General features: G+C 69.3%; 24 protein-coding genes and 1 pseudogene. 6 read left to right on the top strand and 19 right to left on the bottom strand.

What is annotated here, in order from left to right:
* Positions 1 to 224 precede the first annotated feature (224 nt).
* Together ACFE65_RS08290 and ACFE65_RS08285 are read right to left on the bottom strand one after the other, a co-directional pair.
* On the bottom strand, positions 225 to 395 hold the full coding sequence (locus tag ACFE65_RS08290; protein ID WP_375381886.1) for a hypothetical protein: 171 nt from the start codon (positions 393 to 395) through the stop codon (positions 225 to 227).
* A gap of 203 nt (positions 396 to 598) precedes the next feature.
* Positions 599 to 1,272 (bottom strand): annotated as a pseudogene (locus ACFE65_RS08285) (CobW family GTP-binding protein).
* Positions 1,273 to 1,591: 319 nt separating this feature from the next.
* Here ACFE65_RS08285 and ACFE65_RS08280 point away from each other — a divergent pair.
* Positions 1,592 to 2,299: a ZIP family metal transporter gene (locus ACFE65_RS08280; protein ID WP_375381885.1), complete on the top strand. Its 708-nt coding sequence runs from the start codon at positions 1,592 to 1,594 to the stop codon at positions 2,297 to 2,299.
* Positions 2,300 to 2,858: 559 nt separating this feature from the next.
* Here the strand turns inward: ACFE65_RS08280 and ACFE65_RS08275 are convergent.
* From ACFE65_RS08275 to ACFE65_RS08240, 8 genes are all read right to left on the bottom strand, one after another.
* Positions 2,859 to 3,668, bottom strand: coding sequence for a phosphatase PAP2 family protein (locus ACFE65_RS08275; protein ID WP_375381884.1), 810 nt, complete (start codon positions 3,666 to 3,668; stop codon positions 2,859 to 2,861).
* Positions 3,665 to 5,314 (bottom strand): S10 family peptidase, encoded by a 1,650-nt coding sequence (locus ACFE65_RS08270; RefSeq protein WP_375381883.1) that lies wholly within the window; start codon positions 5,312 to 5,314, stop codon positions 3,665 to 3,667. The genes ACFE65_RS08275 and ACFE65_RS08270 overlap by 4 nt, the downstream gene beginning before the upstream one ends.
* Positions 5,315 to 5,518: 204 nt before the next feature.
* Positions 5,519 to 5,707, bottom strand: coding sequence for a hypothetical protein (locus tag ACFE65_RS08265; RefSeq protein WP_375381882.1), 189 nt, complete (start codon positions 5,705 to 5,707; stop codon positions 5,519 to 5,521).
* A gap of 178 nt (positions 5,708 to 5,885) precedes the next feature.
* Complete coding sequence (locus ACFE65_RS08260) at positions 5,886 to 6,359, bottom strand: DUF3299 domain-containing protein (protein ID WP_375381881.1); 474 nt, start codon at positions 6,357 to 6,359, stop codon at positions 5,886 to 5,888.
* Positions 6,356 to 6,847, bottom strand: coding sequence for a hypothetical protein (locus tag ACFE65_RS08255; protein ID WP_375381880.1), 492 nt, complete (start codon positions 6,845 to 6,847; stop codon positions 6,356 to 6,358). Before ACFE65_RS08255 ends, ACFE65_RS08260 begins: the two co-directional genes overlap by 4 nt.
* Positions 6,844 to 8,073 (bottom strand): ABC transporter permease, encoded by a 1,230-nt coding sequence (locus tag ACFE65_RS08250; RefSeq protein ID WP_375381879.1) that lies wholly within the window; start codon positions 8,071 to 8,073, stop codon positions 6,844 to 6,846. Before ACFE65_RS08250 ends, ACFE65_RS08255 begins: the two co-directional genes overlap by 4 nt.
* On the bottom strand, positions 8,074 to 8,709 hold the full coding sequence (locus ACFE65_RS08245; protein ID WP_375381878.1) for an ABC transporter ATP-binding protein: 636 nt from the start codon (positions 8,707 to 8,709) through the stop codon (positions 8,074 to 8,076).
* Positions 8,697 to 9,113: a TlpA family protein disulfide reductase gene (locus ACFE65_RS08240; protein ID WP_375381877.1), complete on the bottom strand. Its 417-nt coding sequence runs from the start codon at positions 9,111 to 9,113 to the stop codon at positions 8,697 to 8,699. Before ACFE65_RS08240 ends, ACFE65_RS08245 begins: the two co-directional genes overlap by 13 nt.
* 129 nt (positions 9,114 to 9,242) lie before the next feature.
* On the opposite strand from ACFE65_RS08240, the gene ACFE65_RS08235 reads away from it, so the two are divergent.
* Positions 9,243 to 11,189: a M1 family metallopeptidase gene (locus tag ACFE65_RS08235; RefSeq protein ID WP_375381876.1), complete on the top strand. Its 1,947-nt coding sequence runs from the start codon at positions 9,243 to 9,245 to the stop codon at positions 11,187 to 11,189.
* A 73-nt stretch (positions 11,190 to 11,262) separates the two neighbouring features.
* On the opposite strand, the gene ACFE65_RS08230 is transcribed toward ACFE65_RS08235, so the two are convergent.
* The gene (locus ACFE65_RS08230; RefSeq protein WP_375381875.1) at positions 11,263 to 12,246 is read right to left on the bottom strand and encodes a glycosyl hydrolase family 18 protein; all 984 of its coding nucleotides are present in this window, start codon (positions 12,244 to 12,246) and stop codon (positions 11,263 to 11,265) included.
* Positions 12,247 to 12,274: 28 nt separating this feature from the next.
* Positions 12,275 to 13,522 carry a M16 family metallopeptidase gene (locus ACFE65_RS08225; RefSeq protein ID WP_375381874.1) on the bottom strand — a complete coding sequence of 416 codons (1,248 nt, stop codon included), beginning with the start codon at positions 13,520 to 13,522 and terminating at the stop codon, positions 12,275 to 12,277.
* On the opposite strand from ACFE65_RS08225, the gene ACFE65_RS08220 reads away from it, so the two are divergent.
* Complete coding sequence (locus ACFE65_RS08220) at positions 13,512 to 13,649, top strand: hypothetical protein (RefSeq protein WP_375381873.1); 138 nt, start codon at positions 13,512 to 13,514, stop codon at positions 13,647 to 13,649. The two genes, ACFE65_RS08225 and ACFE65_RS08220, sit on opposite strands and share 11 nt — an antisense overlap.
* Here ACFE65_RS08220 and ACFE65_RS08215 read toward each other — a convergent pair.
* The 7 genes from ACFE65_RS08215 to ACFE65_RS08185 form a co-directional block, all read right to left on the bottom strand.
* The gene (locus tag ACFE65_RS08215; protein WP_375381872.1) at positions 13,646 to 14,989 is read right to left on the bottom strand and encodes a M16 family metallopeptidase; all 1,344 of its coding nucleotides are present in this window, start codon (positions 14,987 to 14,989) and stop codon (positions 13,646 to 13,648) included. The two genes, ACFE65_RS08220 and ACFE65_RS08215, sit on opposite strands and share 4 nt — an antisense overlap.
* A gap of 123 nt (positions 14,990 to 15,112) precedes the next feature.
* On the bottom strand, positions 15,113 to 16,429 hold the full coding sequence (locus tag ACFE65_RS08210) for a GDSL-type esterase/lipase family protein (RefSeq protein ID WP_375381871.1): 1,317 nt from the start codon (positions 16,427 to 16,429) through the stop codon (positions 15,113 to 15,115).
* Positions 16,430 to 16,545: 116 nt separating this feature from the next.
* A complete protein-coding gene (locus ACFE65_RS08205) occupies positions 16,546 to 16,776 on the bottom strand; it encodes a hypothetical protein (protein ID WP_375381870.1) in 231 nt (76 codons plus the stop codon).
* On the bottom strand, positions 16,773 to 18,125 hold the full coding sequence (locus tag ACFE65_RS08200; protein ID WP_375381869.1) for a radical SAM protein: 1,353 nt from the start codon (positions 18,123 to 18,125) through the stop codon (positions 16,773 to 16,775). The genes ACFE65_RS08205 and ACFE65_RS08200 overlap by 4 nt, the downstream gene beginning before the upstream one ends.
* A 16-nt stretch (positions 18,126 to 18,141) precedes the next feature.
* Complete coding sequence (locus ACFE65_RS08195; protein ID WP_375381868.1) at positions 18,142 to 18,915, bottom strand: prolipoprotein diacylglyceryl transferase; 774 nt, start codon at positions 18,913 to 18,915, stop codon at positions 18,142 to 18,144.
* A gap of 22 nt (positions 18,916 to 18,937) precedes the next feature.
* Positions 18,938 to 20,320 carry a PAS domain-containing sensor histidine kinase gene (locus ACFE65_RS08190; protein WP_375381867.1) on the bottom strand — a complete coding sequence of 461 codons (1,383 nt, stop codon included), beginning with the start codon at positions 20,318 to 20,320 and terminating at the stop codon, positions 18,938 to 18,940.
* Positions 20,310 to 21,692 carry a sigma-54-dependent transcriptional regulator gene (locus tag ACFE65_RS08185; protein WP_375381866.1) on the bottom strand — a complete coding sequence of 461 codons (1,383 nt, stop codon included), beginning with the start codon at positions 21,690 to 21,692 and terminating at the stop codon, positions 20,310 to 20,312. The genes ACFE65_RS08190 and ACFE65_RS08185 overlap by 11 nt, the downstream gene beginning before the upstream one ends.
* A gap of 128 nt (positions 21,693 to 21,820) precedes the next feature.
* Here ACFE65_RS08185 and ACFE65_RS08180 point away from each other — a divergent pair, with 128 nt between their 5' ends.
* Genes ACFE65_RS08180 through ACFE65_RS08170 form a run of 3 tightly spaced genes read left to right on the top strand, consistent with a single transcriptional unit; the run spans position 21,821 to position 24,133 of the window.
* Positions 21,821 to 22,120, top strand: coding sequence for a hypothetical protein (locus tag ACFE65_RS08180; protein ID WP_375381865.1), 300 nt, complete (start codon positions 21,821 to 21,823; stop codon positions 22,118 to 22,120).
* Between the two features lie 33 nt (positions 22,121 to 22,153).
* Positions 22,154 to 23,440, top strand: coding sequence for an efflux RND transporter periplasmic adaptor subunit (locus ACFE65_RS08175; protein WP_375381864.1), 1,287 nt, complete (start codon positions 22,154 to 22,156; stop codon positions 23,438 to 23,440).
* Between the two features lie 12 nt (positions 23,441 to 23,452).
* Entirely contained in the window at positions 23,453 to 24,133 is a 681-nt protein-coding gene (locus tag ACFE65_RS08170) for an ABC transporter ATP-binding protein (protein ID WP_375381863.1), read from the top strand.
* Positions 24,134 to 24,145: the final 12 nt, after the last annotated feature.

The following is a 24,145-nucleotide window of genomic DNA, read 5'->3' as shown; positions in this document are numbered from 1 at the left end:
CTCGTCAGGCTCATAACCTGAAGGTCACAGGTTCAAATCCTGTCCCCGCAACCAACCTCGAAACCATACCCAATACCCCCAATAGCCGCGGCGATGCTTAGATCGTCCTTGGCAAGCATGTTACGCGGTATAGCCTCTTGCCGCTTTCTGCTATTTCATGAGGAGATCCGCGCCCCATCGATGCGGAAGGAACGTCGGCAGGGCGGCCCCGACGATCTCGGGTGTCAAAACCGACGCTCCGCCGTCACGCCGGGCACGACGAGCTTGACCTTTCGGCGCGTCAACTCCGTGCCGATCGCCAGAAGCCGAGGGTGCGACGCCTTGCGGAATTCGCCGAGCGTGTGCCCGCGCACGATGCACAAGCCCGTCCGGCCATGAGACCGGCAGATGTCCACGCACAGACTCCTCACGCGCGCACCTCCATGTCCAGTAATCGGGCGAGCATCACCGCTCCGTCGTCCTAGGCGATCGCCAAGGGGTCATTGCGCGGGTGGAAGGCTACGCGGCCTACGATCGTTCCCTTGCGTTCCGGAAGCAGCAGCGGCGCGTTGCCTATCGGCCCGTCTTGTCCTCGAACGGCCAGACGATCGCCTGAGCGTCACCGCCCGTCGCCAACCACTTGCCGCGCCGTTCCCAGGAGAAGTCGTGGGTCTTGGCGGCATTGACCGACATGTGCATGTAACGCCGACAGCGGCACGACGCAGTTGCGCGTCTCGTGCAGCCTTGCCGGTCCGTTGTTAGTGTAGACTCGCTGAAGTATTTGTTCCAGCTCCTGCGCCGAGACGAGGTCGATCTTGTTGAGCAGGATGACGTCCGCGAACGCGATCTGCTCTTCCGCCTTGTGGCTGTTCTCCAGCCGCGCGACATGCCGCGCGTCGACGACCGTCACGATCGCCTCGAGCCTCGCGCGGGCCTGCACGTCGTCGTCGACGAAGAAGGTCTGCGCCACCGGCGCTGAGTCAGCCAGCCCCGTCGTCTCGATGATGATCGCATCGAATGCGTACTTCCGCTTCATCAGGCCCTCAATGATGCGGATCAGGTCGCCGCGGACGGTGCCGCAGATGCACCCGTTGTTACTCTCAAACGCCCCTTCGTCGGCGCGACGATGAGGTCATTATTGATTCCTATCTCGCCGATCTCGCCGAACTCGTTGACGATCACCGCGTATCTGCGGCCATGGTTCTCGCTGAGGATGCGGTTGAGCAACGTGGTCTTGCCGGCCCCTAAATAGCCGGCGAGCACGACCACGGGGATCGGCGACGTGGCGACCATGAGCGGCCTCAAAGTACAATATATCATAGAACAATAGGATGCGGATGATGAACTCAACCGACCTGCGTGGCGCACGCTTGATCGGTTTGTCCGCCGCGGCGCACCGATCCGTGCTGTCGATTACCATTGAGATACAGTGTATCATTCTTTACCCGAACGCCTGTATGGCTGGGTGGAGCGAGTGAATGAATGAGGACTTCCTGCCGATGGCCGCCGCTGGTCGGGCGACAGGCAACGCGGACTCCTCGTCAGGGGATGCCGTCCGCGACCGGTCTGGCCCTTGTCTCGGTCGTGCCGTCCGGCTGAGGGGACGCCGGCCATGAACGCCTTTCCGATCATGTTCGGGATGGCCGCGACGGCAGCCACGTTGATGGGAGGTCTGCTCGCGCTCAGGTTCAGCAGCCGCATCGTGCTCGTCCTCGGCGTCACCGCCGGCGTCGTCATGGGCGTTGCGCTGTTCGATCTCGTTCCCGAGGCGCTGGAGCTCGCGGCGCCCCGCTGGTCTTCACGCGCGATCACGGGGTGGATTGGCGTCGGACTCGGGACCTATATGTTCATCGACCGTGCGTTCGGGCGCACGCAGCGACTGCCGATCCGCTGGCGCGCCCATTTCGCGCCGGCGACGCTGACCCTCCACAGCTTCTTCGACGGCCTGGGGATCGGGCTCGCCTTCCAGATCGACATGCAGGCGGGCTGGATCGTGGCGATCGCGGTTTTGACCCACGATGTGGCGGACGGCGTGAACACGGTCAGCCTGTGCCTGGCCGCCCAGGCGGAAAGCGCCGCGCGACGCTGGCTGTTGCTCAACGCGGCCGCGCCGCTGGTCGGCGTTCTGGTCGGGCTTGGCATCGCCGTCTCGTCAGCCATGCTGGCACCGCTGCTGGCGATGTTCGCGGGCGTGTTCCTCTACATCGGCGCCTGCGAACTCCTGCCGCGAAGCCATGCGCTGGACCCACGGCCCCGTACCACTTTCGCGAGCCTGAGCGGCATGGCGTTGATGTTCGCCGTCACCTCCGTCGTGCATTGAGGCGGCCGACGGGCTTGGCGAAAAGGGCCACTTCGACCCTTCACATTGATAGGGCGGCTCGATCGTTCCGATCCAGCGGCGAGCGCCAGCACCATCGCCGTACAGCCGCCTAGACGGCAAGACTGCGTCGCATGCGGTCGCCGCAGGTTCGTCGAATCGACCGCCAGCCAGACATCGGCCAGACCGCTGAGGCTGAGCAGACCAGGCGCGCCAGCGCGGTGTCGATCTGGGTAGAGTCGTCGAGTGAGGAACAGACCTTCGCCTGCATCCGTCGCCATCGGCCGCCGCCCGGGCAGCCGATGGCTATATGATATCCGCGAGATCTATCTCTTGGGCGAGCCGTCGCGCGCCGAGATCGGTCGTCCGATCGACCGCTATCTCTCGACCGCCGTCTGGCGCTCTATGGCGTGGCGAACGGGCCCCGCTTGCCGGTCGGTGCGCGGGCACACGAGGCGGGTGGATCGAGCCTGTCGATGACGGTGCGCTACGCGCCGGACGGGCAGGTCTCGCTGGAAGGCAAGGCAAGTCCCGTTTCGTCCCGCCCTCATTAGTTCTGCCCTCAATAGATGCGCTGCGCCACCAGCGCCGCCTCGGTTGCGCAGGCTTTCGCGTCGGGCCGCGGGGTTGCGGGATCGGCGCGCAGCGCGTCGATCTCGCGCTGGGCGTCGGCGAGATCGGCCTGGAAGGCGGGCGCCTGGGCTACCGCGTCCAGCGTCGCGCTTGCCGAAAGGAAGCCGTTCTCGACCGCGCTCAGGTTATGCGCTCCGCATACCGCCCGGCTCTCCCCGAACGCACGGCCGCGGGCGAGGATGGCGGTCGCTCGGTCGGGCGCGAGCCGGGCGAGGATCGTCGCCCACGTCCAGCCGAGCGTGGTGTGCCCGGAGGGATAGTCGAAGCTGTCCGCGAGTTCGGCGACCGGCTCGCAGACCGGGCCGGGGTCGAAGTGATAGGGTCGCGGGCGACGATAGAAGTTCTTCACGGCGTTGGTCTGGCGACCCGTGTCGATGCCGGCGCGGCGGAGCAGCGCCACCGTCCGTGGCGCGTCCTGCGGCGTGAGCGCGACCCCCAGCGAGCAGGAGAAGTCGCGGCCGAGGTCCGCCGGGGAGAGCTTCACGTCGTTGGTGGCCATCGCCCAGCGCGGCGTGCCTTCCAGCTTGCGCAGCGCGCGGAACTCCGCCCGGTCGGCATCCGCGCGCGGATCGCCCGGCACAGGGGCAGGGGGCAAAACCTGGCGGACGTCGAATGCGCCAGTCGCAAGGTATCCGCTTGGGCTGGCGTGCTCCTGAGCAAAGGCTTCCGTCACGAGCACCCCAGCCAGCGCCCCGACGACGATCACGCTTAGCCCAGCCGCGAGGGCCGTACGCCTCATCGCCGCGGCCTCGGCTGCCCGGCGGGTCGGTCCTCGGCAGCCGCGGCGACGGTGCCGTCGTAGAAGGCTGCGAGGTCGGCATGGAGCTGGTGCAGCGCGTCGGGGTTGAGGTAGACCATATGACCGGACGGATAATAGCGGAACGTGACGTTTCCGCGTAGCGGCGCGTCGAGCATCATGTGCGCGATGTCGTACTCGGTCGCGAAGAACGGCGTCGCCATGTCGTAATAGCCGTTGAGCGAGAGCACCTTCAGATAGGGATTGGTGCGGATCGCCGCGGCGAGGTCCACCGCCACGTCCGGATTGTTCTGCGCGTCGCTGGCACCCGGCGCCTTGTGCTTCCAGTCCCAGTCGAAATCCTTGAGGCCATAGGCGGCGACCCGGTACGGCACGTCGGACTGGTAGTGGAGGTCGCGCGACACATAGTCGCTGAACGTCGAGACGAACGCCGACGAGATCGCGCTGTCCGACGCATCGAACTCGGGGCTCTCGCCCGCGGCGTCGGTGTCGACGCCGGTGTAGCGGCTGTCGAACCGGCCGATCGTCCGCCGCTGGTCGCGCAGCAGCTCCTTCTGGAAGCGGCCGAGGTCGACGCGCAGGTTGGCGCGCTTGATGAACTCGGCCGACAGGCCGGTGTAGCCGGCCATCTTCGCGGCGATCGCGTCGATCTGCTCGGGGCTCAGGTTCTGCCCCTGCGCGAGTGCCTGCGCATAGGGGCCGCCGGCAAAGGCGCGCACCTCCTGCAGGAACGTCGGCAGGTCCGCCGGCGGGTTCGCGAGCCGCTTGTGGTACCATGCGGCGGCGGCGTAGCTCGGCAGGTAGCTGATGTAGGTCTGGTCGTAACCCGACTGCTCGATCCCGTAGTTGAGGATCGACGACAGCAGGACGACCCCGTTCATCGCCATGCCGCGATCCTGCAACTGATAGGCGAGCGCCGCCGAGCGCGTCGTGCCGTAGCTCTCGCCGAACAGGAACTTGGGGCTCGTCCAGCGGCTGTTCTTCGTGGTCCAGCGCATGATCGCCTTGGCAAAGGCGTCCGCATCCTGGTCGACGCCCCAGAAGTCCTTGCCCTTGGCGTCACCCAGCGGGCGGGAGAAGCCCGCGCCCACCATGTCGACGAACACCATGTCGGTCTTGTCGAGCAGCGTGTCGGGATTGGGACCGAACTCATAGGGCGCGGGGCGGATGAACTCGGGATTGGCGGTTTTCACCCGCACCGGCGCGAACGATCCCATGTGGAGCCAGACTGACGACGAGCCGGGCCCGCCGTTGTAGAAGAAAGTGATCGGCCGGTGCGCCGCGGGAGCGCCGTCGAGCGTGTAGGCGACGTAGAACACGCTTGCGACCGGCTTGGCGTCGTCGTTGCGGATCGTCACCGTGCCGGCGGTCGCATGGTATTTCAACGTGCGCCCGCCGAGCGCGATCGTGTGAGCGGTGGCGGTCTCCGACTCCTTCGCCGGGCTGGTCGCCCATTCCGCCGCTATGTCCTCCGCGACCTTCTGGCGGTGCCGATCCTCGATCGAGCCGGTCTTGGGCGCGTCGTCGCCACCGGCGGCGCTGGCAGGTTTGTCCTGGGCCATCGCCGGCGTTCCCATCGCGAGCGCCAACGTCGTCAAGGTCGTGAAGATCGTGGTCAGTCTGTTCATGCTGTTCCTTCCTTAAACGGCTTTCCGGCCAAGCCGTCATGCGCAGTCGAGTTCGCCACTGGTGCGCGAGGAGCGAACGACGCTCGGACCCGCAAGGCGACCCATCACGGCACTCAACCCGCCGCGCCGCCATCGGGGCGGGACACGCCAACAGGTGTTCGATGCGATGCTAGGGATCGCGCGCCCGCCCGGCAACGGCCCAGTTCATAGGCCACAGACCGTCCGGACGACTTCGCCGCCGATCGTGTGGTCGACCGCGGGCAGCATCGGGAGTGGCGCGGCGCCGACCGCCGAACGCCGCAGAACCTGGCCGTTCTCATCCTGCGCCTCGTATCCGAGCAGGCGCCACTTGCGGTCGCGGCAGTCGATCTCCTCGTCCTGGTAGACGAGCACGACTCGTCCGACGATCGCCGTCGGCGCGCCGATCCTAACCGGGCACGCCGTCGTCCATCGACGTCGCGCACGCTCGCGCGGTCGACGAAGACGCGGAGTCGCGAGTCGGTCACACCGACGGGCACCCAGGATGCCGCAACGGTAGCGGCTGCGCCTGCGATCACCGCCGCGGCCGGGATCATCGCACCTCGGCGTTAGACATCTGGAAGAACAGGCCGTTGTCGCCGTTGTTCTCGAGACCGAACCTGCCCGTCACCGCAACCTGCCTCGCGCCGTACGCGATCAGCCGGCTCGTCCGGACCTCGACTACCTCGTTTGGCTCTCCCGGCGGGCAGAAGGCGCAGACCGGAGTGTATTTGGAGAGGAGAAAGTGGCTGCCGCTCGTAAGCGCGTCCAGCGGCATCACGAAGCCGGACAGGGTGACGGTCCGGCCGACCAGCGCCTTCACCGCGGGCGGGTGATCCGCCTTGAAGATGCCGCGCGCGTCGTCCTCGCTGATCCTGGTGGTGCGCAACGTCGACCAGAGCGGCGAGCGCGCCTGCGGCAGCTTCGCCTGCGCCGACCGCTCGCCTGCCTCCTGCACCTGCGACGTCACGGGAACCAGCGGCATCGCCACGGCGGCGATCGCGATCGCCATGCGCATCCTCGTCATTGCACCTTCGCTCCGTCCAGCCTGAAGAAGAGGCCCTGCTCGCTGCGGCCCACCAGATGCAGCGTCCCGCTGACCGTCACCGGCGCCTGGGTGTAGGCCACGGGCTTCGCGGAAAAGACCTCGATCGCCTCCGTCGGCTCGTTGGGCGGGCAGAACGGGCATCCCGTGCTGCGACGCGTCAGCACGAAGTGCGGCGAGGTCGTGCTCGCGTCGACCGGCAGCATGTACCCCGTGATCTCGAACGCCGCGCCATTCTCCTTGGCGAGCGCCGGCGAGAAGGTGGCGCGGTACTCGCCTTTCGCGTCATCGGCGGCGATCTTCGCGTCATGGAAGAACACCCAGCGCAGATCGTCCTCGTGATCGAGGGTGCCGTTGCCGTTCGGACCCCATTGGGACGAGCCCCCGCCGTAGAATTGTGCAGCCGCGACGCCGGGCTGGAGGGTAAGGCCCGCCAGCAATGCGGCCAATGGGCGGAGATGGAGCCTCATGCCTTGAGCACCTGTGCTGGGCGAACGCGATAGGCCGCGATCGCGGGGATGAGCGAGGCGACCAGAGCGAGGGCCACCGCCGCGACGACGATCAGCGCGTCGCTCTCGCCGATCGGCGGCAGCGCCAGCGCCGGTCCGCCGCCGCCGGCGACGGCGCGTGCCGCCACGGATGCCGCCAGCCGGCCGAGCGCGACGCCGACGAGCCCGCCGACGGCGCCGAGCAGCGTCGCCTCCACCAGCACCAGCCGGACCAGCAGCCCCGGCCCGCCGCCGAGCGCGCGTAGCAGCGCCAGCTCGCGCTGCCGTTCCTGGACCGCCGACAGGAGCGCAACGAAGAAGCCAAGCGACGACAGCGCGAGCAGGCCGATGCCGAATCCGCGCAGCACTTGCGTTCCCGTTCCCAACAGCGTGTTGAGCCGCGCGAGTTCGAGCGCCGGCACAGCCGTCTGGACGTTCGGGTCTGCCTTGAGCAGGCGCGGCACCATCAGCGCGCCCATCACGGAGCGGTAGCGGACGAGCACCGCGGTGATCTGGCTGCCGACCGCCGGATAGAGGTCGGGTCCCTCGTCGGTGTGCTGTTCGGCGGCCACCGCGGCGGCATGTTCCGCGTTCTCGTGCTCGTGCACCTTCCACACGCTGGCGACGTCGGTCAGCGCGAGGCGGTCCACCACCGCCCCGGTCGGACGCAGGACGCCGACCACGCGGTAGGGATTGTCGATGTGGCGTTCTCCGCCGCGCGCCAGGCCGTGTTCGCCGACGAAAACGTCGCCGACCTTCAGATGCTCGTCGCTGGCCACCTCGCTGCCGAGCACCGCCTGGAGCGGCGCAGTCCACCAGCCGCCCGACGCGAGCGACGCCCCGTAGAGCCGTCCGTAGTCGGGCGTCGTGCCGACGATGCGGTAGCCGCCGATGTTGTCGCCCAGCGAGACCGGCACCGCGTCCTTGACCAGCATGTTGCGCTTCAGCCGGGCCAGCGTCGCGATCGGGATGTTGCCGGTGGGCTGGTCGATCTGGAACACCGAGGAGAGGATGATCTGCAGCGGGCTGCCCTTGCCGCTGACGACGAGGTCGATGCCGGCGAGGTCGCGGTCGAAGCGCGTGGCGAGACCGCGGTCGATCGCCAGCAGCGCCACCACCACCGCGACGCCCAGCGCGAGCGACAGCAGGTGGAACGCCCAGGCGAGCGGCTTGCGCCGGATCGAAGCGAGGGCGAGCTTCGTCAGCACTCAGGCCGCCTCCGCCGTCACGGTGCGGGAGATGTGCGAGCGGACGCGGCCATCGTGCGTCGCGATCACGAGCGCGGCGCCATACTCGCGCGCGGTGTCGCTCAGCAGCGCCAGGACCGCCGCGCACGATGCGTCGTCGAGGCTCGCGGTCGGCTCGTCCGCCAGGATCACGCGCGGCTTCATCAGCAGCGCGCGGGCGATCGCCACGCGTTGCGCCTGCCCCCGGCTCAGTGTCTCGGCACCGGACCCGGCGTGTTCGCGCACGCCAAGCCGTTCGAGCATCGCGAGCGCTCGCATCCGGTCCGGCCGGGCGCCGCTCGCGAACGGGGCGAGCAGCATGTTATCCAGCGCGCTCAGCCCCGGCACGAGGTGCAGGTCCTGGAACACCAGCCCGATCGCGCGGCCCCGGTGCCGGTCGCGCCCGCGGGGCGACAGTCGCGTCACGTCTTCGCCCTCAACCCGCACGCTGCCGCGCATCGTCTCGGCGAGCCCCGCGATCGCGAGCAGCAGCGTGGTCTTGCCGGATCCCGACACGCCGGCGAGGATCGCCGCTTCGCCCGCGCCGACCGACAGCCGATCGAGGTGCGCGACCGACTTGCCGTCATAGCCCGCCAGGAGATCCGTCACTTCGAGCATCGTGCCGCCCAGTCGTGCAGCTGGTCGGTTCCCAGCAGCCCCAGCTTTCGGCCGCAGATCCGCCCCTGCGCGTCGAGCGCGACGGCGATCGGCAGCGCCGTGCCAGGGCCGCCCCATTGGTCGAGCACGGTCCTGGGAGGGCGATCGTCGGCATAGGCATTCGCCGTCGGCTGACCGCGCTGCCGCAGCAGCGCCAGCGCCCGGTCGGGCGAATCGAGCGCCAGCGTCTTCACGGGAAGCGGTGCGGCCGCCGTCGCGAGCTGCGGCAATCGTGCCAGCTCCGCCTTGCAGGCCGCGCACCAGCTTGCCCACAGCACGACGACCGCTGGTCCGGCAAGCGGCGGCTCCCCGGGCGTCAGCGGACGCGGCGCGTCCGATGGCACCGCCGCGACCGCCGCCATCATAAGGAGGGCTGGCCCAAAGATCGTCGAAAACGTCATTCCTCTGGGATACTATATCATCTCCCGACTGGGCTAGTGACAAAAAGCGTCCGGTCGTGAAATGTCCACGCCTTGGCCAACGAAGGACCCGCAATGGCAGCACCGTCCACGATCCGACTGCTTCCGCTGCTAGCCCTGGTTGGCGCAGCGTCGCCCTACTCGCCGCGCGAGACATTCGCGCCGTTCGACATGGGGCAGGCGGTGAACGTGTACCGCGGGGGCGACGGCCTTCCCGGCCCCGCCTTGTGGCAGAACCGGGCCGACTATGCGATCCACGCGATCCTCGATCCGGGCACGCACGCGATCGCGGCCACGGTCACGATCCGCTACGCCAACAACAGCCCGACGCCGCTGGACGTGCTGTGGCTCCAGCTCGACCAGAACATCTACCGGCCCGACTCGCGCGGCAAGCTGATCGGCGGCGCCAGCCGGGGCGGGGGAGGCTCGACGGCCGGCATGACGCTGGACGCGGTGAGCGTCGCGGTGGCGGGCCATCCCGCCGTGCCGGTGACGCCCCTGGTGACCGACACGCGCGCCCAGTTGCGGCTGCCCGCGCCCTTGGCGACTGGAGCCAAGGCGGTGGTGACGATCCGATACCATTATGTCGTGCCGGACAAGACGTTCGGCGGCCGCACGTCGTGGGGAACCACGAAGAGCGGCGCGGAGGTTTACGACGTCGCGCAATGGTATCCACGCATGGCGGTGTACGACGACGTCCGCGGCTGGGACACGGCGCCTTATCTCGGGCAGGAGTTCTACCTCGAATACGGCGACATCGACTATTGGGTGACGCTGCCGGCGGGCATGACGATGGCGGGATCGGGCGCGTTGCAGAACCCGGCCGAGGTCCTGACCGGGGCGGAGCGCGCGGCGCTGGCTCGGGCTGCCGCGAGCGACGCGACGGTGACGGTACGCGGCCCCGACGATCTCGCCCGGCCTGCGCCCGCGGGCACGCGTACCTGGCATTTCCGCATGGCGGACACGCGCGACGTCGCCTGGAGCGCGTCGAGCGACTTCATCTGGGACGCCGCGCGGATACGCCTGCCGGCGGGCAGGACGGCGATGGCGATGTCCTTCTATCCGCCCGAGAGCCAGGGCGCGCCGAAATGGGGCCGCTCGACCGAATATGTGAAGGACACGGTCGAGAACATGTCGCGCCGCTGGTACTCCTATCCGTGGCCGGCGGCGATCAACGTCGCCGGTCCGTCCTCCGGCATGGAATATCCCGGCATCGTTTTCGACGGCCCGGACGACGCGGGCAAGACGCTGTTCTGGATCAGTGCGCACGAGATCGGTCATAGCTGGTTCCCGATGATCGTCGGCTTCGACGAGCGTCGCCACGCGTGGATGGACGAGGGCTTCAACACCTTCATCGACACCTATGAGTCCGATGATTTCAATCGCGGCGAATACGCCCCCAAACGCGACAGCGAATATGCGCCGGGCGGCGGCAACCCCGTCGACGATATCCTGCCGCTCCTCGCCGATCCCGACGCGCCGCCGATCCTCTCGCGCGCCGATACGGTGACGGAGAAGTACCGCCACCCCGTCACCTACTTCAAGTCGGCCCTCGGCCTGACGCTCCTGCGCGAGCAGATCCTCGGGCCGGAGCGTTTCGACCCGGCGTTCCGCCGCTTCATCGCCGCCTGGGCCTACAAAGATCCCAAGCCCGCCGACTTCTTCCGCGCGATGGAGAGTGAGGCTGGCGAGGACCTGTCCTACTGGTGGCGTGGCTGGTATCAGAACAACTGGCAGATGGACCTGGCGGTGCCCGGCATCGAGACGATGCCGGGCACCGGGCCGGGCGGGGCCACCGCCGTCCGCGTCGAGGCCCGAGACAGACTGGTCATGCCGGTCACGCTGCGCCTGAGCTATGCCGATGGGCACAGCACGGACATCAGGCTGCCGGCCGAGACGTGGATACGGCAGGCTTCGGTGGCGGTCGGCGTTCCCGCCGGGCGGGTCGTCCGGGCCGAGCTCGATCCTGACCACAAGCTGCCCGACCGCGACCGGAGCAACAACGTCTTCACGGCTGGCTAGGCACGGGTGTGCCGAGGGCGGGAGCAGGCGCGCTGGGAGCCTGTCCGACGTTGCCTTGATGGTCGTGGAGGGATCATGGGGACCTGCTCCAGAGCCGACCGTCCTCGGTCCCTAGGCGCCACAGAGCCACGTTCGCGGCGCCGGCCGCGCGGGCGATCGCGGCCTGGGCACCGGCAGTGGCCGCGTTCGCGATCCACACCTGATGCCCGATCCCGCCCGCGGCATAGGCGAAGTGGGTCGCGCCGCTCTCCGGATCGACGACGAGCGGCGCCCCGGCTTGCGCGGCGAGCGCCTCGGCCTGATCGACGGACAGGACCGTCGCCGGTCCGTTCGCCGGCCAATCATAGGCGTAGGAGGCGATCGCTACCACGCTGCGGCCGCGGGGCACCTGCGCGACCGCCCGGGCGACGGCGGAGCGGAACCAGCGATCCGACGCGATCGGACCGGGCGGGCCCGTCTGCCAATGCTCGTCATAGGCCATCAGGATCACGCGATCGACGACCTGGCCGATGGCGGCGAGATCCCAGGCGGGATCGGCAACGGGCGCGGTCACCGCAAGCGTCCAGCCGTGGCGGCGTGCGCGGTCGCGCGCCCTTGCGAGGAAGACGCGCAGATCGGGCTGCGCGGCCGGCGGCAGGTCCTCGAAGTCGATGACGAGCCCAGTGGCGGCGGCACCGACCGCTTCCGCTTCGATCCGGCCGAGCAACGCGCCCGTGGCGACCGGATCGCGCATCAGGCTGGCGGTGCCCGCGCCGTCCCAGCTTCCCAGGCTCGCGTTCTGGATCATGATCCAGAGCTTGGGGTCCCGATGTAGCCCTGCCAATGCGGCGCGGCCAGGGACGTCCGGCGCGATCGTCACCTGATGATCGGGGCCCGTGACCGAGATCCAGGCGGGCACGACGACGGCCAGATCGGCGCCATGCGCGCGGAGCGACGCGACGCTGGCCGGGTCCCAGGGGGCGTAGAAGCCGATCCACCGCTGCGCCAGCGCAGGGACGGACGCCGTCGCCAGCCACGCCGCCGTCGCCATCCGCGCCAGGCCGAGGGCGAACCGCATCACCTCATCCGCCGCAGACCGGACACCGTCACCGGGTCGGCGCCGGGCCTTGCACCGCGGTGACGAACGCGTCCGCTCTCACATAGGTGCGGAACGCGGCCTGGACGTCGGGCGCGGTCAGCGCCGCATAGCGCCCGCCGGCGATCAGGTCGCTGTCGAGCGGCTTGTCCTCAAGCGAATATTGCAGAAGCCGCGATGCGATGCCGTCGAAGCTCGACTCGCCGAGCACCAGCTCGCGGAGCAACATGCCCTGCGCCTGGTGCAATTCGTCCACGGAGATCGGCGCGTCCTGCATCGCCTTCATGTCGCGGACGACGAGGTCATGTGCCTGGCCGACCTTGTCCGGATCGCAACCATATTCCACCTGGTAGCGGCCGCGGCGGCGGTCGAGGTCGAAGCGGCTGTCGACGGTGTACACCAGCCCGCGCTGTTCGCGCAGGTCGCGGGTGAGCCGCGCCGAATAGAAGCCGCCGCTGAGCACCAGATTGCCGAGGTTGAGCGCGTAGCGGGCGTCGCTGTGATTGTTGACGGATATCTGCTGCGCCATCGTGACCGAATCCTGCAACGCGGTCCCGGCCGGCGTGTCGAACACGCCCGCGGCGGAGTTGGGCGGCGCGGGCGAATAGTCGGTCTCCGGTTTCGGCCCGCTCGCCGTCCAGCCGCCGAACGCCTGCTCGACCACCTGTCGCGCCTGCGCGGGCGTGACGTCTCCCACGACGACGATGGTGGTCATGTCGGGCCGGTAGACCTTCGCGTAATAGCCCTGCACATCGGCGAGGGTCAGCCCGCCGACGCTTCGGGGCGTCGGATAGCGCAGTTGCGGGTCTTCGGCCGGGAGCAGCGCCTTGCCGAGCGCGACCGCGTTGAGGAAATCGGGCGACTGTAGCGCGCCGGCCGCGCTCGCCGTCTCCCGCTGGCGAATGATCTGGAAGGCGGCGTCCGGCATCGCCGGATGCAGTTCGTTGTCCGCCAGCAACTGCATGCCGGCAGCGAAGCCGGCGGTGGGGACGGAGAGCGAAAAGGACTCGCCGGCCTGTTCGTGCGCACTGATCGCGTCCAGCGCCGCCTCGAAATGCCGCCGGTCGAGATGGGTGGTGCCGAAGGCAAACAGGCCGCCCAGCACGTCGGCGACGCCTTCCTTGTCGCCGGCGGCTTCCAGATCCTGGTTGGCCTTCACCCGTCCGAAGACCTGGACCGTCTTGCTGACCGCCTCCGGCTGGACGATCACGCGCAAGCCGTTGGGCAGCGTGAAGTCCGCCGGGTGGATGGCAGACATCGGCGCCGGCAGCTTCGCGAACGCGGCCTGTGCCCAGATCGGGAGCACCACCGGGCCGCTCGGCTGGCCGGAGAACGTCTCCGCGCCGCCGAAGCCCTTGCCGCTCGTCGGCTGGCCGGACGCCTAAGGCGTCAGGATCGCCGTGATGGCATGATCGGGATCGAACAGGCGCTTGGCGAGCGCATCGACCTGCGCGGGCGTGACCGCGGCGACCGACGCCTTCACAGCGTCGGGCGAGTCCTGACCGGCGAAGGCGAGCGCTTGCGACCAGGCGTTGGCGAGGCCGTCGACGGAGTTATTGTTATATTCGAGGTCGGCGATCGCGCGGCGCTTCGCCGCCTCGACCAGGTCGGCCGGGATGCCATGGGCGGCGGCATCGGCCAGGATGCCGCGCATCGTCTCGACGACGCCGTCCGGCTTGCCGTCGCGCGGAAAGACGCCGGTCGCATAGCCAAGGCCGCCCTGCGGCAGGAAATCGCCCGTGAAATCGCCGAACAGGGCCTTGCCCGTCAGCCCCATCTCGAACAGCGGACCGCGCCTGGAACTCATCGCCTGCGACAGCACGAGCGCGGCCGCATAGTCCGGGTTGCGCAGGCTGGGCATCCGATACGCGATCAGCGCGAGCCCATAGGGGAAGTCGGACGGCAGGGTGATCATATGGGCCTGCACCGGCTGAGGCGCGAAGACGGGCCGGGCCGGAAGGACCTTGCTCGGGATGGCCGAGAACAGCGCGCGCACCTTGGCGAGGGTCGCCTGGGGATCGACATCGCCAGCGATCACCAGGATCGCGTTGTTCGGCGCGTACCAAGTGTCGTGGAACCGCTTCAGGTCGGCGGCGGTCGTCTTCTCGAACGAGGGGCGCGTGCCCAGCGGGGTATGCGCATAGGGCGTCCCCGCGAACAGCCGCGACCGCAGGTCGGTGTAGAAGTTGAAGGTGGGATTGGAGAGGTCGCGGGACACCTCCTGCTCGATCGCGCCGCGTTCCTGCGCCCATTCCTGCGGCGCCATGTCCACGCCCTGCATCCGGATCGCATGGATGTGCAGCGCGATGTCGAGATCATGCGCCGGGACGGTGAAGAAGTATTGGGTCACGCTCTCGTTGGTGTCGGCGTTGAACTGCCCGCCCATGTTGGCGGCAAGCGCGGAGATTTGGTCCTTGTTCAGGCCTGGACTGCCGCGAAACATCATGTGCTCGACGGCGTGCGCCGTGCCGGGCAGGCCCTCGGGCGCCTCGTCCGAGCCCGCAAGATAGTTCATCTCCGTCGTCACGACGGGTGCCAGCGTGTCGCGCACAATCACGACGCGCAGTCCGTTGGGCAGCGTCGCGCGGGTCACGTCCTCCACTGCGCCGGGGCGGGCGCCGGTCGCACGGGCCGGCGCCGGACCGGCCATCGCGAGTAAAAGCAGCGCTGCACAGACGCTCGCGACCGACGTGCCGAACCGGCGTTTCACGGATCGACCCGGCATGACATTCCCTCCGAACATCCCTGCCGCGTGATACAGTGTCACCGGGCTGTCAGTGTCTGTGACGTCGGGCGCCGGTCGCTCGCCAGCCCGACGGAGGACCTGCGGCTCCGGGCCGCCTGCCGGTCAGAACAGCGACAGCGGGATCGCGGCAACCATGGCGGCGTAACCCGACGGGTTGGGGTGGATGTCATCGCCCGAATCGTAGGTCGGCTTCATGTAGCTGCGGTTGGCCGGGTCGACGAGCGCGCCGTTGAAGTCGATGATGGCGTCGGCGCCGGGCGGCTGCACGGCGGTGCCGTTGACGGTGGACGGCTGGGTGGACACGACCCAGCCGTTGATGAGGAAGCGCTGCGCCTCCTCGCCCGGTGCTTCGGCGAACCGGCTGCCGAAACCGGACGGGTTCTGCGCTCCGCAGAAGGTGGAGGGCGCGGTGGTCGCCAGATACAGCTTGAGCCCGGCGGCGCGCGCCTGGGCGGCGATGGACTGCTTGCCCGCGATCAGCGTCTCCGCCTTCACGCACGCGCCGCGCAGGTCGTTGGCGCCGAGATAATCGATCACGCCCGTCACGCCCGGCAAGGCGGTCACGTCGCGCGCGAAGCGGTTCACGCCGGCCGTCGGATCGGTGCCGAGCACCTGCGTGCCCGCGATGCCGACGTTCGCGATCGCCACGTCGTCGCGCCCGGCCGCATGCAGCGCCGCGGCGAGCTGCTCGGGATAGGTCATGTGCTGGTCGCGGCCCGAGGCGATGCCGTCGGTCGTCGAACTGCCGAAGGTGGCGATCGTCCCCGCATAGGCGCCGTACACGTCCACCCGGTCGAGCAGGAAGGTGTTGAAGATAGTCCCGGTGAAGCTCGCGCCGACCGCGTCGGCGGTCTTGTCGCCCGCGTTGGCCGCGGTGGCGTAGCTGGTCACGTTGCTGCCGGCCTGGTTGTGCTCCGTCAGCGCGGTCCAGGACCCCTTTACATATTCGGTGACCGCCAGGACGTCGCCATAGGCAAAGGTCATCGCGACCTGATCCGAGGTCGCATAGCCGCCGGCCGGGATCGTCACGGACGCGGCGCCGCCAAAGGTGACGGCGACGTCGTGCGACACCGCCGCGCCCGTTCCCTTGATGCCGACGTGGGCCGCGCCGATCGTCACCGGCATGGTGCCAAAGAAGTTGGAGAAGTGCAGCCGGACGGTGCCGCGGCTGCCCACGGTCGGCTTGACGATCTCGCGGAACGTCTGCTCCGAGCTCGCCGGTCCGAAGGCGTCGCTCGGCGCATCCGCCCAGGCGGTGACCCAGCGCTGAACTGGCGTCGGCGTCGGCGTGGGGTCGGCGCGGGCGTTGCCATAGAGCCGTCGCCACCACAGCTTGCCAGACAGGTGGCCAGGGTCGCAGATGCCAGAAGAGCTCGCCAGAACCTCATACCGCCTCCGGTCGCGCGCCTGCTCTGGCACCGCTCTGCTGGCATGAGAACCGGCGGGCACCGGCGCAAGCGGCGCGTCGGTCGGACGCGATCATCCGGTGCGGGGCGTCGGCAGGTCGGGATCGGCTCGCCGTCTTCCGGCAGGCATCAGTCTTCGTCGGACGAGCGCATCATCTGAAGCCCCGCCCGGGCCAGGAAGACGCCGGTTATGCAGGGAATGATCCCGACGAGCAGCAAGGGGGAGGCGGGCAGCATCGCGCCCGGCTGGCGAATGGCTTCGGGAAGCGCCGACAGGATCACGAACCCTGTACACAGGCCCGTCGTACCGGCGAGCAGGACGCCGATCGCCAATAGGAGGCCTCCGAAGAACTTGGTCATTCAATGCTCCTCGTCCGTCGACCGTCGAGCTTCGCCGCCGCCAGCACCGACGCTCCTGCCGCGCCCGGCCGGTAGAAGAGGTTGTAGGTATCGAACGGAATGATTGCGCCATCGGGCTGGACGAAGTGGACGCAGCTGCGCTTGACCGTGCCCAGGTCGAAATTGAAGCGGTCGAGGAACTGCGAGATCACGACGCGGAACGTCTGCTCGTACCCAATATCGTTCGGCACCGCCGCTTCGGGCAGGCAGCACAGCAGGCTGGCGAGCTTCTCCGAAGTGTCCGCCTGCGCGGTGGACAGCGACAGCAGCTGGAAAACGCGTTCCTTCAGCTCGGGATACGCCTCGAAGCTGACGGTGTTGGGAACGGCGGCGACGAACAGCTCGCGCGGCAGCATCGCGGTCACCGGTGCCACTTCGCGCCCGTTGCGCAGGCCGTAGCCGATGCAAATCTGATCGGGATTGCACGGCAGCGGGATCAGGTCGTCGAGCGCGAACACCCCGGTCTCGGCGATGCGGCGGCGGATTTCCGTTAGGGTGATGCGATGTCGCTTGGCATCGAAGCCGTCGTTGCGCCCCGCATCCTGCACCGGCTGGAAGGTAACGCCACGCACGCATCGCCACTCCAGCGCATGGCGGACGATGTCGGGGATCTGCTCCTCATTCACACCCTTCTTCACCGTGACGACGAGGGTGGTCGAGATCCCTGCCGCCTCCAGCGCCTCGAGCGCGCGGCGGCGGATGCCGGCAAGCCGCGCGCCGCGGAGCGCCATCAGCGCCTCGTCGTCGAGCGCATCGAATTGCAGGTAGATTTCAAAGCGCGGGCGGAAGGTCGCGAGGCGGGCGACGAAATCCGGCTCCTGCGCGATCCGCAGGCCGTTGGTGTTGACCATCAGATGCCGAATCGGACGGGCCCGCGCGGCTTCGAGTATCTCGAAGAACTGCGGGTGGATCGTTGGCTCGCCGCCGGAAATCTGGACGAGATCGGGCTCGCCCTCGGCGGCGACGATCACGTCAAGCATCGCCTCGACTTCGGCGAGCGGGCGATGGCCAAGATGATGGACTGACGAGCCGGCGAAGCAGACGGGGCAACTGAGGTTGCACGCCTCGTTGATCTCGATGAGCGCGAGGCAGCTATGCTGTTCGTGATCGGCGCACAGGCCGCAGTCGAACGGGCAGCCGTGATCGGTGCGCGAGTGGATCGACAGCGGCCGGTCGCCCGGCTTCAACCAGTCCTTGGCGGCGCGCCAATAGCCGACGTCGTCGGAGATCAGGGTCTTGGTGACGCCATGGTCGCGGCACCTCTTGCGGTAGAAGACGAGATCGCCCTCGATCATGATCTTGGCCGGCACCGGCTGCAGACAGGTCTCACACAGGCTCGTCGTCTCGCCGAAGAACAGATAGGGTGCGACTGCTCGTGGCGGCGCGCTCGCGTCGGACGTCGGCGACGTAATAAGCGCATCCATAAGCGATCAGCCCCAGACATAGCAGGTGAAAGACGTTTAGCGGCCCGATCAGCCTTGGATAGGGCTTGAGGAACTCCCAGGCGAAGCGCTGCGCGCCATACCATCCCGCAAGCACGTAGAAGCTGCGGCGGAACGCCCATCGCCGCCGGCGTGCCAACGCGACCAGATAGACGAGGAGGAACGCGAGCATCGCAACGCTCTCGTAGAGCTCGACCGGATGCCGTCCGACGCCGTCACCGAGATCGACGGCCCAGGGCAGCGACGTCGGGACGCCATATGTCCCGTCCGGTAGGCCCGCGAACAGGCATCCCCATCGCCCGATCACGATGCCGACCGCCAGCGGGGCGACGAACGGCGTTCCCGTCGACCCGGTCACGCCCGCCGCGCGCTTGTAGATTTCGACCCCGACGATCGCACCTGCAAGCGCGCCTGCAATGCTGTGCGACAGCGTCGGAGTGGTCATGCGGAGCGAGTTGAAGGAGCCCATCGCCCACGCTCCGATCAACGCGCCTGTCGCGAGCGCCAGGAAATAACCCGGGCCGGCAGCGCGCGACAACCGCTCGACGGCATCGCGCAATCGCCAGCGGTGCAGCACCGTGCCCGTAAGCGCCGACGTCGCCCAAGCGAGCATGTCGAACAGCGCGTGCGCCCATGGCGCCGTCGGTATCACCAGCATCGTGGGGTGTCGTCCAACGCTTTCAGCCCTGCCGCACGCCATCTCGACCCGCGAGCGTGTCGCCGCGGGCCGCGGGCAGAAGCGCTTCCAGGCAGCCGCCGCCTGCCGCGGCGATGCCGATCTGGCCGCCGTGCAGCATCACGATCTGCCGGGCGAAGCTCAGCCCGATGCCGGTGCCGGTCGGCTTGGTGGTAAAGAAAGGGAGGAACACGTCGCGCGCCAGCGTTGGCGGGATGCCCGGGCCGTTGTCGGCCACGGTGATCTTCACGCGGCCGTCGAGCGCGGGCTCCGCGCTGACGGCGATTGCGGGACTGGCCAGGCTGGCCGTCGCCTCGCCGGCGTTCTTCAGGAGGTTGAGCATCGCCTGGGTCAGCAAAGCGGCATCGCCATCGATCGCGGGCGTGTCGTTCGCGACCGACCAGGAGACCGTGACGCCCTGGGCGGCCGGGGTGATGCCGAACAGCTCCGCAAGCTGGGCGAACCATATCGCGACCGGGATCGCCGCGCGTTGCAGCGCCGGCGCCTCGCTGAACCCCTTGTAGCTGGTGACGAACCGTTCAAGCTCGGCGGCGCGGCGGGCGAGGGCGCCGATCGCGAGCTGCGCGTCGGCGATGCCCGGCGCCGCCGCGGCGTCGAGGTCGCCGATCAGATGCGCGGCGGACGCGGCGAGCGAGGTGACCGGGGTCAGCGAGTTCATCACCTCATGGGTCAGGACGCGGACGAGGTCGACCTGCGCGGCAAGCTCGGCGCCGTCGAGCTCGACCTGGATGACCTTGATCGCGACGATGCGGCGGACCTGGCCACCCATGTCGGCCTGGGTGGTGTCGAGCGCCACCCTCTGCGACAGCCCGTCGAGGACGATGTGCGCCAGCCGCGTCGGCCCCGGCGCGGCGGCGCGCAATGCCGCGACGAACGGCGGCCCGAACGGCGCGAGCGCGTCCAGCGGGCACGGATCGCCGCGCGCGAACAGCCGGCGCGCCGCCTTGTTGGCGAAGCTCACCTCGTCGTCGGGCGCGAGGACCAGCAGCGGCGTCGGCGCGCCGTCGACGATCGTCTCCGCGATGCGTGCCGCGGCCGCGCCGCTCGCCCGCTCGGCGCGCAGCCGCTCCAGCGCGGCTTCATAGGCCGAGCCGAGCTGTTCGAAGCCGGCGCCGCGCCCGTCCCGGCGGAACGACTGGCCAAGATCGAGGCGGTCGAGCGCGGTCACGAACCGGGTGAGCTCGACATTGCCCCTGTTGACGACGCGCCACAGCTCGATCGCGGCCGCCGCCACGGCCAGCAGCGCGAGCCCTGCCGCAGTCGGCGCCCGCCCGAACGCCAGCAGCGCCGAGGCGACCGCCACCGTGGCGAGCAGCCAGGCGACGCGGGCCGCGAGGCTGAGCGCGAACCGGCGGCTAGAGGCCATGTTTCTCCATGCGGCGATACAGCGCCCCGCGCGACAGGCCCAGTTCGGCGGCCGCGGTCGAGATGTTGAAGCCGTGCTTGCGCAGGGCCTGTTCGATCAGCTCTCGCTCGGCGCGGTCGAGGTTGAGGTCGGCGGCGAGTTGCTGGGGCGCCGCGGGCGATGGCGATGGCGATAGCGGCGGTGGCGGCGGCGGCGCGGCGCGGCCGAGCGGGAAATCGGCAAGCGCATAGGCGTCGCCCTCCGCCAGGATCACCGCGCGCTCGGCGGCGTGGCGGAGCGCGCGGACGTTGCCCGGCCAGTCATGCGCGACGAGCGCGGCGAGGACATTGGCCGGCACCGCCCGCTCCAGCTTGCCGTACCGCTTCGCATAGTCGGCAAGGAACGTGTCGAGCAGCAGCGGGATGTCGTCGCGCCGGTCGCGCAGCGGCGGCAGTTCGATCTCGACGGTGTTGAGCCGGAACAGCAGGTCCTGGCGGAAGCGGCGCTCGTCGGCGAGGTCGGCGTTGGTCGCCGACACGATGCGCACGTCGACCTCGACCGGCCGGTTCGCGCCCACCGGCGTCACCCGCCGCTGTTCGAGCACGTTCAGCAGCTTGGGCTGGAGGTGAAGCGGCAGGTTGCCGATCTCGTCAAGGAACAGCGTGCCCCCGTCCGCCGCCTGGATGCGCCCCGCGCGATCGGCGCGCGCGTCGGTGAAGGCGCCTTTGACGTGGCCGAACAGCTCGGCGTCGAACAGCGTCTCGGCCACCGCGCCGAGGTCTACGGTGACCAGATCGGCGGCGCCGCGCCGCGACAGGCGATGGAGCTCGCGCGCGACCAGTTCCTTGCCCGTGCCGTTCTCGCCGAGGATCAGGACGTTGGCGTCGGTCGGCGCGGCCTTCTCGATCAGCGAGTGGACCCGCGCCATCGCCGCCGACCCGCCGAGCAGCGACGACGCCGCGCGGGACGATGCCGCCACGCTGCCGCCGGCGCGACGCGACGCGCCGAGCTGCGTGGCGTTGCGGACCGTGGCGAGCAGCCGGTCGTTGTTCCAGGGCTTGGACACGAAATCGGTCGCGCCCTGTTTCATCGCGTCCACCGCGATCCGGACGCTGGAATGCGCGGTGATCATCACCACCGACGCGGCCGGATCGGCGGCGAGGATCGCGGCGAGCCAGCGGAACCCTTCGGCGCCGTCGGTCGCGCCGCGCGCGAAATTGGCGTCGAGCAGGACCGCGTCGGGGCGCCGCCCGCCGACGGTCGCCACCGCCTCGGCCGGCGAGGCGGTCGTCGCGACCTCGCCGAACAGCGGCGCCAGCGCCAGCCGCGCGGACAGGCGAATGTCGTCATCATCGTCCACGACGAGGCACAAGGAGAAAGGCGACGCGGCCATGGACGCTCCTGTCAGCATCTCCGAAGATCAATCAAGATACATGCCAGCTTCCTACAGGCTAGCGTCCGGTAGGCCGGTGTCCGGAAGCGGACACTTAGCTGGTCGGCAATGGACGGTTGGACGCGATCATGGGCAAGGTCGATGACCTGACAGCTCGGGCCAAGACCATAAGAAGCAACGCTTTTCCGACATTACCGCCAGCTGGCACGCCTCTTGCAGAACGTATCGTGCCGGCATCGTCGCCGGACGACGGGAAGCACATCATGACCTCGATCATCACCCGCGCCTGTTGCGCGATGCTGAGCATCATCGGCGCCGTCGGGCTGGTGGCGTTCGCCGATCCCGGCAGCACGATCGGTACGGTTCGTTCCGATCCCGCAAAGGTCATCGCGGCGGCCGGCCCGGTCGCGGTCGCGCAGCGTGGCTGAGCGGGCCGGACGGTCGACCGCGGCGCGGCGGCGATGACGGTCGCGCCCCCGGCACTGGCGCCAGCATCGCCACCGGGAATGGACCGGGCGATCCAGCGGCCGCGTCGTCTCGATCGTCGCGCCCGCCTCGCGCTGGTCGCGCTCGCCGTCGTGGCGCTGGTCGCGGCCTTGTGGTGGTGGCTGCCCGCCGCGCAGTCGACGAACGTCGCCGCCGCCGACCTCCAGACCGGCGCGATCGAGCGCGCGCCGTTTGCGGACGTGGTGCCGCTGCGCGCCACCGTCGCGCCCGAGGTCTCGACCTTCGTCGGCGTCGTCTCGGGCGGGCAGGTCGACAAGCTGCTCGTACAGGACGGCGCCGCCGTGACCCAAGGCCAACCGCTCGCGACGCTCGCCAACCCGCAGCTGAAACTCGACATCCTGACTCGCGAGGCGGCGATCGCCAGCCAGCTCGGCCAGGTTTCGGGCGAGGACCTGTCACTCGAGCGCGGCTCGCGCGATCGCGACACCCAGGTCGCCGGCGCCGACTATGACCTCATCAAGGCGAAGCGCGACCTGTCCATCCGCCAGCAGCTCCACGACCAAGGCTTCGTCTCCGACGCGGGCCTGCGCAGCTATCAGGAGGAGGAAGCGTACCAGCGCCGGCGCTCGGCGCAGCTCCACGCCGCCGAAGGATCGGAGGCGCGCATCGCCGCGCTGCAGGCCGGGCGCCTGTCCGACACGCGCACGCGGCTGACCAGCAACCTCGCCGCGGTGCGCGCCGGGCTCGACGCGCTGGTGCTGCGCGCGCCGATGACCGGCCGGCTCAGCAACTTCACGCTTCAGCCCGGCCAGGCGCTCAAGCCCGGCGATCCGGCGGGGCAGGTCGATACCGAGGGATCGTGGAAGCTGGTCGCCGACGTCGACCAGTTCTTCCTCGGCCGGGTCCGCGTCGGCCAGCCGGCCAGCGCGGAGGGCGACCTGCGGCTGACGGTCGCCCGGGTGCTGCCGGCGGTCACCGACGGGCATTTCCGCGTCAAGTTGGGCTTCGTCGGCCGGTCGGCGGCGGGGCTCAGCCGCGGCCAGATCCTCGACGGCCGGATCACGCTCGGCGCCGCGCGCGCCGCGGTGGTCGCGCCGCTCGGCGGCTGGATCGAGAGCGACGGGGGATCGGCCGCCTATGTCCTCGATGCGAGCGGTGCCCATGCGACCCGCCGCGCGATCCGCGTCGGCCGCCGCAACGCCGACCAGGTCGAGATCCTGTCGGGCCTCGTGCCCGGCGAGCACATCGTCACGTCCGACACCGGCGCCTTCCACAAGGCACCCATCATCAACATCAACTGAGGAGGGGCACCCATGATCACCCTTGAAGGCATCCAGCGCCGCTACGTCTCGGACGCGGTCGAGACGACGGCGCTCGCCGACATCAACCTCCACGTCGCCGCCGGCGAGTTCGTCGCGATCATGGGCCCGTCGGGGTGCGGCAAGTCGACGCTGCTCAACACGCTGGGCACCGTCGACCGGCCGAGCGCGGGCAGATATCTATTCGACGGCCGCGATCTCGCGATCGAGGACGAGGCGCGGCTGGCGCAGTTCCGCGCGCGGACGCTCGGCTTCGTCTTCCAGAGCTTCAACCTCATCGACGAGCTGACCGTCGCCGAGAACGTCGAGCTCGGCCTCGTCTATCGCAAGGATGGCGCGATCGACCGGCGCCGGCGCGTCGACGCGGCGATGGACCGGGTCGGCATCTCGCACCGCGGCCGCCACTATCCGCACCAATTGTCGGGCGGCCAGCAGCAGCGCGCCGCCATCGCCCGCGCGATCGTCGGCGATCCCAAGCTCATCCTCGCGGACGAGCCGACCGGCAACCTCGACACCGAGAACGGCGCGCAGGTTATGGGCATATTGGAGGCGCTCAACCAGGGCGGCGCGACGATCATCATGGTCACCCACTCGCCCGCGCACGCCGATCGGGTCGGCCGGCGCATCGACATGCTCGACGGGCGCGTCGTCGCCTCCGTCGAGCGGCAGATCTGAAGGAGGCCGCCC

The sequence above is a fragment of the uncultured Sphingomonas sp. genome, from assembly GCF_964237335.1.
In the GTDB taxonomy this organism is placed as follows: Bacteria; Pseudomonadota; Alphaproteobacteria; order Sphingomonadales; family Sphingomonadaceae; genus Sphingomonas.
Note: the sequence above shows the minus strand (reverse complement) of the source record. Positions and strands in the feature narration are given on the sequence as shown.

What these genes read in the sequence shown, in the direction of transcription:
- ACFE65_RS08280 (WP_375381885.1), top strand. Translation starts at nt 1,592, where the DNA reads ATGAACGCCTTTCCGATCATGTTCGGGATGGCCGCGACGGCAGCCACG.
- ACFE65_RS08275 (WP_375381884.1), bottom strand. Translation starts at nt 3,668, where the DNA reads ATGAGGCGTACGGCCCTCGCGGCTGGGCTAAGCGTGATCGTCGTCGGG.
- ACFE65_RS08270 (WP_375381883.1), bottom strand. Translation starts at nt 5,314, where the DNA reads ATGAACAGACTGACCACGATCTTCACGACCTTGACGACGTTGGCGCTC.
- ACFE65_RS08260 (WP_375381881.1), bottom strand. Translation starts at nt 6,359, where the DNA reads ATGACGAGGATGCGCATGGCGATCGCGATCGCCGCCGTGGCGATGCCG.
- ACFE65_RS08255 (WP_375381880.1), bottom strand. Translation starts at nt 6,847, where the DNA reads ATGAGGCTCCATCTCCGCCCATTGGCCGCATTGCTGGCGGGCCTTACC.
- ACFE65_RS08245 (WP_375381878.1), bottom strand. Translation starts at nt 8,709, where the DNA reads ATGCTCGAAGTGACGGATCTCCTGGCGGGCTATGACGGCAAGTCGGTC.
- ACFE65_RS08240 (WP_375381877.1), bottom strand. Translation starts at nt 9,113, where the DNA reads ATGATGGCGGCGGTCGCGGCGGTGCCATCGGACGCGCCGCGTCCGCTG.
- ACFE65_RS08235 (WP_375381876.1), top strand. Translation starts at nt 9,243, where the DNA reads ATGGCAGCACCGTCCACGATCCGACTGCTTCCGCTGCTAGCCCTGGTT.
- ACFE65_RS08230 (WP_375381875.1), bottom strand. Translation starts at nt 12,246, where the DNA reads ATGCGGTTCGCCCTCGGCCTGGCGCGGATGGCGACGGCGGCGTGGCTG.
- ACFE65_RS08220 (WP_375381873.1), top strand. Translation starts at nt 13,512, where the DNA reads ATGGCAGACATCGGCGCCGGCAGCTTCGCGAACGCGGCCTGTGCCCAG.
- ACFE65_RS08225 (WP_375381874.1), bottom strand. Translation starts at nt 13,522, where the DNA reads ATGTCTGCCATCCACCCGGCGGACTTCACGCTGCCCAACGGCTTGCGC.
- ACFE65_RS08215 (WP_375381872.1), bottom strand. Translation starts at nt 14,989, where the DNA reads ATGCCGGGTCGATCCGTGAAACGCCGGTTCGGCACGTCGGTCGCGAGC.
- ACFE65_RS08205 (WP_375381870.1), bottom strand. Translation starts at nt 16,776, where the DNA reads ATGACCAAGTTCTTCGGAGGCCTCCTATTGGCGATCGGCGTCCTGCTC.
- ACFE65_RS08195 (WP_375381868.1), bottom strand. Translation starts at nt 18,915, where the DNA reads ATGCTGGTGATACCGACGGCGCCATGGGCGCACGCGCTGTTCGACATG.
- ACFE65_RS08190 (WP_375381867.1), bottom strand. Translation starts at nt 20,320, where the DNA reads ATGGCCTCTAGCCGCCGGTTCGCGCTCAGCCTCGCGGCCCGCGTCGCC.
- ACFE65_RS08185 (WP_375381866.1), bottom strand. Translation starts at nt 21,692, where the DNA reads ATGGCCGCGTCGCCTTTCTCCTTGTGCCTCGTCGTGGACGATGATGAC.
- ACFE65_RS08180 (WP_375381865.1), top strand. Translation starts at nt 21,821, where the DNA reads ATGGGCAAGGTCGATGACCTGACAGCTCGGGCCAAGACCATAAGAAGC.
- ACFE65_RS08175 (WP_375381864.1), top strand. Translation starts at nt 22,154, where the DNA reads ATGACGGTCGCGCCCCCGGCACTGGCGCCAGCATCGCCACCGGGAATG.
- ACFE65_RS08170 (WP_375381863.1), top strand. Translation starts at nt 23,453, where the DNA reads ATGATCACCCTTGAAGGCATCCAGCGCCGCTACGTCTCGGACGCGGTC.